At 62.2% G+C, this 12,421-nt stretch carries 13 protein-coding genes; 7 read left to right on the top strand and 6 right to left on the bottom strand.

The genetic code is table 11. The features are described from left to right. Positions 1-11: 11 nt before the first annotated feature. Positions 12-551: a hypothetical protein gene (locus J2X57_RS10565; RefSeq protein WP_309866783.1), complete on the top strand. Its 540-nt coding sequence runs from the start codon at positions 12-14 to the stop codon at positions 549-551. Between the two features lie 32 nt (positions 552-583). Here J2X57_RS10565 and J2X57_RS10560 read toward each other — a convergent pair whose 3' ends face one another. Then, entirely contained in the window at positions 584-1,138 is a 555-nt protein-coding gene (locus tag J2X57_RS10560; RefSeq protein ID WP_309866780.1) for a hypothetical protein, read from the bottom strand. 158 nt (positions 1,139-1,296) lie between these two features. Here J2X57_RS10560 and J2X57_RS10555 point away from each other — a divergent pair, with 158 nt between their 5' ends. From J2X57_RS10555 to J2X57_RS10530, 6 genes are all read left to right on the top strand, one after another. After that, positions 1,297-1,932 (top strand): hypothetical protein, encoded by a 636-nt coding sequence (locus tag J2X57_RS10555; RefSeq protein ID WP_309866778.1) that lies wholly within the window; start codon positions 1,297-1,299, stop codon positions 1,930-1,932. A 476-nt stretch (positions 1,933-2,408) separates the two neighbouring features. After that, a complete protein-coding gene (locus tag J2X57_RS10550; protein WP_309866774.1) occupies positions 2,409-2,720 on the top strand; it encodes a hypothetical protein in 312 nt (103 codons plus the stop codon). An 85-nt stretch (positions 2,721-2,805) separates the two neighbouring features. After that, positions 2,806-3,402 (top strand): hypothetical protein, encoded by a 597-nt coding sequence (locus J2X57_RS10545; RefSeq protein ID WP_309866771.1) that lies wholly within the window; start codon positions 2,806-2,808, stop codon positions 3,400-3,402. A 24-nt stretch (positions 3,403-3,426) separates the two neighbouring features. Next, positions 3,427-5,250 carry an XVIPCD domain-containing protein gene (locus J2X57_RS10540; protein ID WP_309866768.1) on the top strand — a complete coding sequence of 608 codons (1,824 nt, stop codon included), beginning with the start codon at positions 3,427-3,429 and terminating at the stop codon, positions 5,248-5,250. A 758-nt stretch (positions 5,251-6,008) separates the two neighbouring features. Then, on the top strand, positions 6,009-7,244 hold the full coding sequence (locus J2X57_RS10535; RefSeq protein WP_309866765.1) for an aminotransferase class V-fold PLP-dependent enzyme: 1,236 nt from the start codon (positions 6,009-6,011) through the stop codon (positions 7,242-7,244). Between the two features lie 165 nt (positions 7,245-7,409). Beyond that, positions 7,410-8,345 carry an alpha/beta hydrolase gene (locus tag J2X57_RS10530; RefSeq protein WP_309866762.1) on the top strand — a complete coding sequence of 312 codons (936 nt, stop codon included), beginning with the start codon at positions 7,410-7,412 and terminating at the stop codon, positions 8,343-8,345. A gap of 19 nt (positions 8,346-8,364) precedes the next feature. Here the strand turns inward: J2X57_RS10530 and J2X57_RS10525 are convergent, their stop codons facing one another. The 5 genes from J2X57_RS10525 to J2X57_RS10505 all read right to left on the bottom strand — a co-directional run bounded on the left by J2X57_RS10525 (position 8,365) and on the right by J2X57_RS10505 (position 12,375). Next, positions 8,365-8,859, bottom strand: coding sequence for an SRPBCC family protein (locus tag J2X57_RS10525; RefSeq protein WP_309866759.1), 495 nt, complete (start codon positions 8,857-8,859; stop codon positions 8,365-8,367). After that, a complete protein-coding gene (locus tag J2X57_RS10520) occupies positions 8,843-9,199 on the bottom strand; it encodes a metalloregulator ArsR/SmtB family transcription factor (protein ID WP_309866756.1) in 357 nt (118 codons plus the stop codon). The genes J2X57_RS10525 and J2X57_RS10520 overlap by 17 nt, the downstream gene beginning before the upstream one ends. A gap of 125 nt (positions 9,200-9,324) precedes the next feature. Continuing rightward, positions 9,325-10,224: a restriction endonuclease gene (locus J2X57_RS10515; RefSeq protein ID WP_309866753.1), complete on the bottom strand. Its 900-nt coding sequence runs from the start codon at positions 10,222-10,224 to the stop codon at positions 9,325-9,327. 175 nt (positions 10,225-10,399) lie between these two features. Then, positions 10,400-11,161, bottom strand: a complete 762-nt coding sequence (locus J2X57_RS10510; RefSeq protein WP_309866750.1) for an SDR family oxidoreductase — start codon at positions 11,159-11,161, stop codon at positions 10,400-10,402. Positions 11,162-11,172: 11 nt separating this feature from the next. Then, a complete protein-coding gene (locus J2X57_RS10505; RefSeq protein ID WP_309866746.1) occupies positions 11,173-12,375 on the bottom strand; it encodes an MFS transporter in 1,203 nt (400 codons plus the stop codon). Positions 12,376-12,421 lie beyond the last annotated feature (46 nt).

Raw genomic sequence — 12,421 nt, 5'->3', positions numbered from 1 at the left:
GAGGACGAACGATGCGTATGGCAAAGCGGGAGCCATCCCGTTCATTGCTGATCTTGATCGTGCTGACGCTGGCCTTAAGTGGCTGCACGACAGCTCCAGCGATCGCGCCTCATGAGCCGCCAGACAACGGGAAAGGCGCCGTCAGCTACCAGCTGATCCCTGCCATGTCGGCTGGCCGGTTGCAGCTCAAGCGCGACCAGCATGCCTACGGCGCTCAGCCCGTCGAGCACGATGCGCCGACCTATCCCGACGCATTGATAAGCAAGAAGCTCCCGCCCGAAACCATAAGCGTCAAGGCGATCGTCGGTGAGGACGGGCGCGTGACCGAGGTCAGGGATCTCGGTGCGTCGGCCGAAGCTGTGCACAAGGCCTTCTTCGCGGCATGCCAGCAGGCCGTGATGCAGTGGAAGTACTCACCGATGACGGTGGTGCAGGACGTCGATGATGGCAAGGGGAACATTCGCCAGGTGGAAAAGCATGCGCCTTTCAGTCTGGACTATGCGTTTCAGTTCGAGCTCGTCGATGGCAAGCCGCGGGTGACCGGGGGTTAGTAGTCGATGCTCATGCGCGGAAAATGTGCAGGCTACTTCTTCGGCACGTCATCCAACGTCATAAACATCTCCATCCCCGCCCAGTTCTCCGTCACACCACTAAGCACCCGACCATCGCACGTATACGTCGTCTCAGTAGTGGTCGATTGCGCACGCACCTGGCTCGGATCGGTGACGCCGTAGTTGGTAATCACGCGGTAGTCGACAAAACGTGCGCGCCGGGCGGAAAGTATCTCCACGCCCGTCGTCGGGCTGGTCTGTTTTCCCCACACGTTGCCGTTCTTCTCGATGGGCGTGCTCGACCAGGCTTTCAGGTCATCCTTCATGGCGTCGAGTCTGGCCTTGCACGCAGCGAAGCTTTCCATGCCGGTGCGTTTGAAGGGCAGCTTGAGCGCTTTGAGGAAGCTCGGTGACGAGAGGTCGGCGGAGGCATTCAGGCTTCCGAGCGCATTGAGCGCCCGGGTGCCAATGGCCGGAATATCGACGCGTTTGGGCGGGGCTTCTGCCGCGGCAGCGAAGGGCAGGGTCGCTGCAAGGACGAGCAGGGTTAGCCGCGAGCGCGCCTGGGGTGTCGTTCCCGATGCCATGTAAGTCACTCCTTTGATGTGCCGCCGAAATGTACCGCATGGTGTTCGATTTTTTCTCAAGCCACGGGCGATTGTTAAGCCCATAGGCAGGTCCCTTACCCACGCGGCATACTTGCCGCCATCAAGGGGGGAATATGGCGTACGGAAAGCGATGGGCAATGGCACTTACGATGGCCACGCTGCTCGGCAGCGGCTATGCATCGGCGCAGCGCGACGATCCTGACTATCCACCTGTCGTGCCTCCCCTTGGGACCGTCGTCGCCAGCCCCGAAGCCTTTCTGACGAAGCTCTTCGGTAAGCCCATTGGCTGGATCATCAAGGCGACAGGTGATCTCAACGGAGACGGGCGCGACGACTGGGCGGGTGTCGTCCAGTGGGATGCCTCGTCGGTGAACCAGGCGCAGCTCTTCATTCTGCTGCAACGGGCCGACGGAACGTTCGTCCTTACGGAGCAGTCCAGGGCGTCGGACACGTACCGTGCCGGCGTCGAGGATCTGACCATCGAGGACTGGGGTGTATTGACCTTCCATTACAGCGTGTCCTGTTCAGCCACCTGCCACGCTGGCGTCAGGCTGCACTACAAGTTCTACAAAGGTGCCTGGACACTCGTGGGCAGCGACGAGGAGTCCTTCGAGACGGACTCCCAGGCCGAAACCCGCTATTCGACCAACTTCCTCACCGGGCGTACGGTCGCGGATGTGATGGCAAGCAACGGGAAGGTCGCAACTTCGACCGTGGGACATACCGACAAAGCGCCCGCCTTGTTGCACGACGTAAGCGTGTTCGGCAATTAACGACCACAAGATCGGTTGCGCCTACAGACAACCGCAAGTTGATTTGCTAGTTTCACCTCGTTGCCTGCGTCGTCGCTGTCGAAGCCTCGCATGCAACCATCGCTTAAAGCGGTGAGAAGCGCGGCCCAAGGGTGCTACCAACACCAGAGGGCCGCTGACCACAACGAACTGACTTGGAGTCAATCGTGGCTACCCCCGATCATACGGTACTCGCCCGCCCGCCGGATCCCCCCGGCGACAACCCCACCGGTCACCGGGACGTCTGCCGACCTCGCAGACACGGTTGAAGAACCGCGGCCGCAGCCGTTGAACCACAAAGCGCGCTGACGCCGCCACACACTTCATCAATCACGCCGCCCCGGCGCCTGGTCACAGGCAGCCGATGAACCCGCGAATCCGTTTGATCCGCGGCACGCCCGGTTGTGCCTGGCGTGCCGCACCTGGAAACGCGAAAGGCGGCCAGCAAGGAGACTGCGATGTCGGTATCGAAGGAACATCAGACAGAAGGTCCGCTGTGCTATCACGCGGATCCGGAAGCAACGGCGCATGCGCTGTTGAATGAAGCGACCGAGTGGCTTCAGTTTGCGCGCGGGCTGACAGGGCTATTGGCGGATCTGATTCATGAGGCGGATTCGGTGGATTGCCGGCGCATGGCGCTGGGACTCGAGGCCATTGGCGCGCTGACGAATATGGGGGTGCAGTGTGCCGCGCAGGCGCATGTGCGGATGTGTTGGGAGCAGGCGAGGTGCGCGGACGTAGCACCCCCAGGAGCGTCGGGTCAGGAATAGCTTTGCGGGGTCGTGGTCTTTGAACACGCTCTCGGTTGGCTAGAAGCTCAGAAGTTAAGGTAATCTCGGCGCAAAGGAGAGCCTGATGACCTGCATGAGACATATGGCAATCTCGGTCATGGCCAGCTTCGCTCTTGTCGCGTCAGCGACGGATGCTGTTCTGGCGCAGACGAGTGGTAAATTCATTTCAGACAAGGATGCGGTACACATGAATGACATCTCTGAGCCGACAGCAAATGAAGCTGCCAAGCGCTTTCTTGCCTTTGTCTCACGAATGAATCAGCTATCAGAGGCATCCGCTGAAGGCCTCGAGAAGGCGCTTGGTCTGAGCTTCGGGCGCGAGGGTACGGTTGCCGGGTACCGAAGTGCAGCCGGACCGGACGGCTGGCAATATTTCGTCGACTTTTATTTCAGAGATCCGCCGTTACGAAATGGATTCAGTTTCGAGTTCGTCAACCTTGGCGGATCCACGGATCTGTCCCCTGTGTGTTTCGATTTCGATCTTCTAAGGAGCACCCTTCACAAGGCTGGCTTCGATGAACAGAAAAGGGTGGGAGAAATCGGCGAGCTGATCTCCTTCAACTACTTCAAAAACGATGTCAAGTTGGCTGTCATTATTCAGTCGCCGACGACTGGTGACGTGAATAGGAATTGTGTTCGCCGTATCCAGACACTTCAATAATCTGGCGACAAGGAGGTGTGATGTATGGAGAAGCCAAATACCCAGCTTGAGGCGGCGTTTGCAACATTTGCGCTACAGCATGGTGCGGATCGTGCCACGCAACTTCGCGCAGCCCTGACTTCCAACCAGACGATGCTGCATGAGCTGAATGCAAGTACCGCCAATGGCACGGTGAGGGCGTTTGATTTGGAGGCGGCCGGGAGCTCGCCTTATACGGTGGGCCATTTCGAAGCAGCCTCCGGGACGATTAAGCTGCCCCCCTCTATTTTTTCGGCATCGGGGCCCGCCCCGACTGGAGATCTCATCGCTGTGGGGCGTGTCCAGACGATGATAGCTTCCTTTGCGAGCGGGACGTACGTCGATGTTGCAGGGCGGTCGCACAAAGTAGCCGGCACGATGGTCGACAATCTGCAGGCGACACTGAACGAATCGCCGGTACTCGCCTACGAAGTGAAGCGAGCCGTGACTGTTGCTGACCCTGCCAACGCAACGCACCTTGCACTTGAAAAGTTTGCGATCCTTGATCCGAAGGTGGGTGCGGGTGGCACCTATGACGGTGCTCAGCATGTGATGAACCTTCCCGCAACGTCTTTAATAAAAAAGACGCCCGCCACCCCGAATGGTGAGTTCGATATCAATGACCTGACCTTTGTTGTGGGTCACGAGATCCAGCACGCATTCAATAACGGCGATGCAGTGAATGCGCGAAACGGTCTTCAGGCCGATGCCTGGAAGATCGCGACTTCCGGATCCGGCAATCACGACTATACAGTGCCATTCGCCCAGTACATTCAGTCTGGCCGCATTGACGAGGCGAAGGCGGAGATTGGTGGTTGGAATGCCTTGCTGAGTCGGCAGCAACACATACATCCCGGTGCAAATCTCGCTGATATGGCATCGGCGAGTGGCCGTACTATGGACTTCATTGAACGATCGGCAGGCCTGGGTCAATCGTATGTACCCAAGTCGGGTCTTACGATCAATCCGGACCTTTCCATCAACCCGACCCCCGCGAACGTCGCGGCGATGGGGAAGCACTATTTCGATCGTCCTCCGCTCAACCATGTGCCAGCTGGCAATCACGACCGACCGATGACCCTTGGCGCGCGGCGAGATGCTGACTATCCCAATTATTACGGAACCAACGCAGTCGCTACGATGGTGTGGGCTGAGGATGGTGCTAAATCGCTGCATGCCGTGGCGCCGACGGTTTCGATAAATATGTCGTCACTGGGCTTGCGCGAAGAACTTCTTGAGCATGTCGGCGTGAACTTGGGGAAGACGAGCCACGCCCCGCGTCCTTACATTGACACGAGTCAACCGTCGGGGACTGTCCATCATTTTGATCACACGGCTGATGGATCCCAAAAGAATCAATACATCCCCGTTCAAGAAGCGCCACCCCGCATCCCGCAGCGACTTGATGATCCGACTCACCCGGATAACGCTTTCTTTAAACAGGTGCAGGGTCATGTCGCGGCGTTGGATCGAAGCATAGGCCGCACTCCCGACGAGCACACCGATCAGATTGCCTCTGCACTGACGGTTCAGGCCCGCGCTGACGGTTTGAAGCGCGTTGATCAGGTCGCAATTTCTACAACGGGCGACGCCATGTGGGCAGTGCAGATGCCACCCGGGCGAAACGATCATCTGTTCGACCTTCAGACGAAGGTGCCGACCGCGGAGGCCAATACCCCCATGGAGCAAAGCGCAGCCAAATGGCCTGAAGCCATGCAGCAATTCCAGGGGCATGAGCAGGCGCAGCAGCAGAGTCAGCAACGCGCGATGGATCGGCAGCAGGCCGACACCCAGGCTCAGGGTGCGGCGGGGCCGTCCATGGCGCGGTAGGGCGCCTTCTTGCCGTTCGTTCAAGTCGGTGTCGTGGGGTTGATCGATGGTGGGCGGCTGCTTACTCTCGCCGCTCACACCCCGAAATGCTAAGGAACGGCCGATGGATGGAATGGCTCGTCTGTTAACGCTCGCGGCTGGGCGCGCCCGTTGCTCGTTCCTTTGCGTTGCCGTGGCAGCGGTCGCCACCGCATATGCTCAGCCATCCACAGCTGACCAGCCCAAGTCGCATTTGCGACAGGCATACACGGATTGCGTCGGCGGAAGTGGGTCCACGACAGCCGCTGTGCTCCAGTGCGCGCACGTCGAGTTTGCTTTTCAGGGCAAGCGGCTTAACTGGAATTACCGGACGCTGATGTCCCGCCTTCCCTCTGATGAGAAGGACCGTCTTCGGAGCGAAGAGCGGGAATGGATAGCGCGAAAGAGCACGAAGTGTGCATTGCCCCATAATCCCGGAACTGCCGACCAGATCGTGGCGGCGGATTGCGAGGTCACCGAGACCGAGGCGCGCGCGACGAAGTTGGAGCAGCGCCTTGGCAAGTAAGTCACATAACCGCTTGCGGGACCGGCGGCCGACCTCTGTAGACGGCGGTCATGGCTGCCGCGGTTTTGCACTGTTCCGAGACTGACGCATCCGTCAGGGCGTCAAGCGTGATGAGGTGCAGGGGTGTTGGTCAGGACTGACCCGATACCAGTACGGAACTAAACTTACCGAGGCGAGGTAACATTCCCCGTCCCGAGCCAGCAAGGATTCCGCCATGTCCCCCGCGCCAGGCATCCCCCCGATCCCACGGGATGCCCTGCAACTGCCAGCCGACGTCCTCTGGCTGGCGCATTGCAAGGATGGCCCCATCCCTCGCGTCGCGGCGGACGGTGTACGTGAGCTCTTGGAAACCGAACTCGAGCCCTGGAACTTACGCTGGCAGGAAGACTTCCTCGACGTCCAGGCGCGCCTGCGTCACGCGAGCGCGGTGTTCTTCGCCGTCGACGAAGCCGACATCAGCCTCGTCGCCTGCACGTCGGCCGGGCTGGAAGCGATCTCGCTGGGGTATCCGTGGCAATCGGGTGACGAGGTGCTTATCCCGGCCGGGGAGTTCTCGAGCAATCGCCTTCCCTGGCTGGCGCTCTCAGCTCGCGGCGTCGTCTGCCGCGAGGTGGAGCTGTGGCCAGACCAGTTGGCGGCCAACCCCACACCGCCCACGCCCGGCATCGAGCCCGAGCAACGCCTGCTCGATGCGATCACGCCGCGTACGCGACTGATGTCGGTGTCATGGATCCGCTTTCAGGACGGCACACGGCTCGATCTGGATCGTCTGGGGCAGGGCTGTGCCGCTCGTGGCGTGCATCTCGTGGTCGACGGTATCCAGGGTGCTGGCACGATGGTCCCTTCGCTTACGCATGTGGATGCCTTCGTCAGTGGCGGTCACAAGGGCCTGCTCGGCACGCAGGGGCAGGGCGTGATGTGGACCCGTCCGACGTTTCGCCAGCGGTTGGTGCCTCTCGGTACATGGCTGTCCGCGCCCGCGGCGTTCTCACAGTCGGGCACGCAGGCGGATGAGGGCGACCTCTGGGCGAGCGACGGACGCCGGTTGGAGGCGGGTAGCCCGTCGATTCTTTCGTGTGGCGCGCTTGGTCATTCCGTGCAGCTGTTGCTGGACAGTGGCGGCGCGCCCGCCATCCAGGCGCACGTCGTGGCGTTGCAACGGCTGTTACTGGAACGACTGCTTCCGTACGAGGAGTGGTCACACGACGTCACGCGTCTTCAGGGCTTGCTGGAAACCGACAGACTCGGACCGACCTTGTCGTTTCGTGTCGAGGACGATCGCGCCGAGCGGCTTCTCGCGGCAGCGGCGAAGCAGAAGATCGGTACGAGTACACGCGAGGGCTACCTGCGCGTGGCGTTGCACGGCTGGCATTCGGTGAAAGATGTCGAGCGGACGGTGGCGTGGCTGACGCAAGTGGACCTCCCCCCGCTAAGCACGTCCATCCGCTAGCGGCTCCCTGTTGTCGGTCGCTTCCCGACAATTCGTCTGGGCTGATACTCCGTATGGAGGATCGAAGACGCTGTCCCGCACGCCTGTCGCCTCGTAAAAGCCAGAAAGCCGACAGGCATTCACCCGAGGCGGCGCCCAGAATCGGAAAAAAACGAGAGGGGCGTCGTGAACATCCGGATCATCACCCTGTTTCTTATCGCGTTTGCCGCAAACGTAAACGCAAGCACCGATGTCTGGCAGCCCGCCGCCGGGCACACGCAAATACCGTTGTGGCCGGAAGCGCCGCCCGCGGCGACGCCTGTGCCCGGTCCGGAATATGTCAGGACGAGCACGAAGCCGTTCGGCGGCAAACCGATGGTAACCGTCAGCAACGTGTCGCAGCCCACCATGACGGTCTACTCACCGAAAGGCGAGAATACGGGTGCTGCAGTCGTCGTATTTCCGGGAGGTGGCTTCGAGATTCTGGCCATGGATCTCGAGGGCACCGAAGCATGCGACTGGCTGACGTCCCGGGGCATCACGTGCGTGCTGGTGAAGTATCGCGTGCCGAGTCTGCCCTATGTGGCGGCTTGCGATTGCCGCCCGCACAACCGTGCGCTGTCGACGCCGTCGTTGCAGGATGCGCAAAGGACCATGCGACTGGTGCGCTCGCATGCGGCGGAGTGGAAGGTCGACCCGCACCAGATCGGCGTGCTGGGCTTTTCGGCAGGTGGCTTTCTGGTGGCGGAAATCAGCACGGTTTTCGACCGCAAACTATACGCGCCGGTAGATACTGCCGATAAGGAGAGTGCCCGGCCGGATTTCGCCATGCTGATCTACCCGGGGCATCTCGCCACGGACGACGACAAAGCCAATCCCAATCTTCCGATCACCGCCCATGTGCCGCCGTCATTTCTTGTCCAGGCGGAAGACGACTACACGGACGGCGTGCATCAGTCGCTGGTCTACTACGCCGCGCTGGCCAGGGAGCACGTGCCCGCGGAAATGCACCTGTATGCACAGGGCGGGCACGCGTTTGGCCTGCGGTCGACGAACCTGCCGATCAATGGATGGCCCGCACTGGCCGAAGCCTGGATGCGGACGATCGGTATCACCCACTGAAAACGCATGCTCTGGCGGATCACGCTCTCGCTACGAGCAACTCGTCCAGCTGCGCAAACTGTTCCGGCAGGCCTTCCGCCGAGCCAGCGATCGCCTCGTCGCGCGCCGCTTCCGTCGGATACAGTTCGTGCAGGGTGACCAGCGTCTTGCCGTCCTTTTCTTCGAATGTCACGGTGGTCAGCGCGCCCTGGTCGCTTTCTTCGTTCGTCCATACGAGCCGCGTGTTCTCGGTCACTTCCTTGTACGTACCGAAGAACGCCATCGGCTGATCGAAGGCCGGATGTTTGAACACAAGGCGATACGTGCCGCCGGTGCGGATGTCCATGTCGCCCGAGACCAGCGACATGCCGGCGGATTTCGGAATCCACCAGCGTTTGAACAGCTCGGGGTTGCGCCACGCCTCGAACACGAGGTGCACCGGCGCGTCGAACGTGCGCGTCACGACGAGCTCGCGGTCGCCTTTGCGTTCCACGGCGGTGCGCTTGCTTGCGGCTGAACTACCTTCGCTTGCCATTGGCCTTCTCCTCGCGTTTAAGGTGGTCGACGATTTCATCCAGCGCGTCGAAGCGCGCGCTCCAGAGTTCGCGGTGCCGCTCGATCCAGGCGGCTTCTTCTTCCAGCTGACGCATCCCCAGTTTGCAGGTGCGCACGCGCCCGACCTTCTCCGTGGTCACGAGCCCTGCGTCTTCCAGAATGCTGACGTGCTTGCCCATGCCGGTAAGGGTCATGTGGAAACGTTGGGCGAGGTCGCTGACCGAAGCGTCCGAACGGCCAAGCTGCTCCAGCACGCCGCGTCGGGTGACGTCGGAGAGGGCGGCGAAGGTGGCGTCGAGGCGGGCTTGATAGTGAACCATGTGGTTCACTGTATGCCGCGGTCGGTGGGTTTGCAATACCTCGGGGCCCTGGTCACAACGGCGGCATGGCGTCTGAGAACTTTGCCGGCGCCGCCGTTTGGTGGTCGCTCCGATTCGCTTTCAGGTCACTGGGTGCCGAGTTCGGGAGTCGTCTTCTCCAGGATCTTCATCGCCTTTGCGTTCTCGGCTTGCCAGGTCGCGATGTCGGCGTCGGAAGTCGGCGTCGACCCGGTGGACACCGGGGTGCCGTCAGGTCTCGTGATCGGCGGACGGGGTGCGGCGGTCGGCCGGGTCATGGTCGCGTAGCTTTGGTGCGACACCGCCGGTGGCGTAGCGAGTCTGGACGAGTAGTAGTCGCTGGGTCGAGTCGCAAAATGACGAGTCGGCGCGGCGGCGTCGGCGCGTGCATTGGCGACACCCTGTGAGGTGGACTGGATGATCGACTTGCCCATGTTGTCCAGGACGCGCGGGATGGACAGGTAACTGATCAGCAGGACCGCGACGACGGCGAGGAGGGCGATGATCGGCGTGCCGGACGTCGACGCGGATACCCGCGGTCGTTTACGACCAGCCGTCACCCAGCTCGGCCTGTCATCCAGCGGCGGCATGTCCACCTCGGGGATCGGCCCGAGCATGCTACGTATCTCCGCACCACCGATCAGCTGGATCGGCATGAACTTCGCCGCCGACCGCATGGCGTGATCGGTGAACTCGCCGGAGGAGATCAGGATGGCGCGCTGTGCACCCTCCGTGTGCATCACGCCGATCAGTTCATGCACCGCGTTATGCGGCACCTGTCCCGTGTTCCAGTGCTTGCACTGCACGACGATGTATTCGCCATCGCGGTACAGCTTGAGGTCGATACCGCCATCGGCCATGGCGTGACCGACGCCCGTGCCGGAATGATCCACCCGGTAGCCCTGCCCACGGTAATACTCGGCGACGCGTCGCTCGAAGTCATCCCAGCGCACCTGGGTGAGCGGGTCGCTCCAGCGCGAGCGGACGGGTTTCCAGCGGCGGCTCATGGGCCTGCGCCTGATCTGTTCAACGCCATGTCTTCCCCTGACGTCCGGGTGTCGAAGGTTTCGTGCACGGTCCGGGCGTTCCAGGTCGATGGTACTCAGGCGGCGACGCGGTGGGCAATGATCATGTATGCCTATTCGGCCCGGTACGCCGCTATCTGGTGTCGCGCACCGCGGCTTACTTGCCGCCGGTCACGTCCAGAAAGGTGCCGGTAATGAATGAGGCCTCGGCGCCTGCAAGCCACAGGATCGCGCGCGCCACCTCGTCGGGCTGACCGCCGCGCTTCATCGGTATCGATTCCTTGACGCGGTCCACTCGTCCCGGCTCGCCACCGCTGGCGTGCATGTCCGTGTAGATGTGCCCGGGACGCACGCAGTTGACACGGATGCCCTCGGCGGCGACTTCCCTGGCGAAGCCAGTGGTGAAGGTCTCGAGCGCACCCTTGGATGCCGCGTAGTCGACGTACTCGTTCGGGCTGCCCAGTCGTGCGGAAGCGGACGACACGTTGATGACGGATCCGCCCCGGCCGCCATGGCGATGCGACATCCGTCGTATGGCGTGTTGCGCGAAGAGGATGGGGCCGATCGCATTGACCGCGAAAATGCGCTGCATCCGCTCGAAGCTCAGGTCCTCCAGGCGGGACTGCTGCGCGAGAACGCCTGCATTGTTTACCAGCACGTCGATGCGACCGAACTCGCGGTCGATCGCGGCGAAGAGCCCGTCGATCTGCCCGGGATCGGCGCTGTCCGCGCGCACGGCCAGCGCGCGACTTCCGGCCGCTTCGACATCGGTTGCGACGGCGAGTGCCGCGGACTCGTCGGAGACGTAGGTGATCGCCACATCGTAGCCCTGGGCGGCGGCCAGTCGTGCCGTGGCCGCGCCGATGCCCCGGCTGCCGCCGGTGATCAGGATGAGCGGTGCCTGCGAATCGTCAGTCATGGTCGAAACCCTTATGTCGTGGAAGCGGTGTCGCGCAGATGAGGTTTCAGCAACATCACCAGCGGCGCAATCAGGGCGGCGGTCGCGGCCGAGGCGAGGATGCCGATCGTCTGATTGCTGTGATCGGCAATGGCGCCGTACAGGATGGGCGCGGCGCCGCCCGAAACGACCACGCTCGTGTAAAAGACCGCGAACGCGCGACCGGTGTCACCGTCGGAGAGCTCCGGCACGGTCCCGTAAAGCACCGATGATGTGCCATTGAGCACGACACCGAGCAATGGCAGCACGATGAGCGTCGGTGTCAGCGGTGTGAGCAGCGTCGCGGCCATCAGCGCGGCGGTGGCGACCTCGGTCACGATGACGCTCCCGACCACACCCAGTCGCTCACCCAGCCATCCGCAGGTCGCCTTGCCCAGCGCGCCACCGATAAAGAGCAGGGCCAGCGCGACGCCCACGGTCGGGGAGTTGCCGCCCTTGGCATGAATCAGAAACGGAAGGAACAGCAGATAGCCCATGCGGGTCGCCGTATCCAGCGCGCCGATGGTCGTCAGGATGCCGAAGCCGCCACGGCCGTGACCACGTTGCGTCTTTGCCCTGGCGCGTGCGATCACGGGAGTCTTCGGCGCCCAGGACCTCAGTCCCAGCGCGACAACGATGCCAAGCAGCGCCATCAATCCCAGCACGGGGCGCCAGGCGAGCACGGGCAACGTCACCGCGACAAGCGCCGGCACGATGGCCTTACCGAGGTCGCCGGAAAAGTTGTACATCCCCAGCGGTCGTCGCGATGCGTCGCCGTAGCTGTCGGTGACGAGCATCGAACCGCGTGGATGCTGGATGCTCGAACCCACGCCCGCCACGACGAGGCCGACGCAGAGTCCCGCGAAGCCGAGCGGCAGCGCCATGATCAGAAATCCCATGGCCGCGGTGACGGTCGCAAGTATCAGTGCGGACCGGGCCGATACGCCACGCAGGGCGCGATCGGCGGGAATCTGCAGGCCACCCATGGTGCCGTAATAGAGCGCGCGCACCAGGGCCAGCGCCGCATAGGACAGACCGAACTGCGCCTGCCACACGGGAAGAAAGGCATAGAGGCCGTCGGTATAGCCGTCATGCAGTGCGTGGGTAAAGCACGCGGCCAGCAGGTTGCGCGAACGGGGCGCTTGGGGTGTGCGTTCGCCGTCGAAGGTGACGGGGAGGTCGGTCGAGGCTGCCATGCGGCTATGCTAGATAAGCGAGAAATAATCAACAAGACAACCATGA

The organism is Luteibacter sp. 1214 (genome assembly GCF_031455395.1).
GTDB lineage: Bacteria > Pseudomonadota > Gammaproteobacteria > Xanthomonadales > Rhodanobacteraceae > Luteibacter > Luteibacter mycovicinus.
Note: the sequence above shows the minus strand (reverse complement) of the source record. Positions and strands in the feature narration are given on the sequence as shown.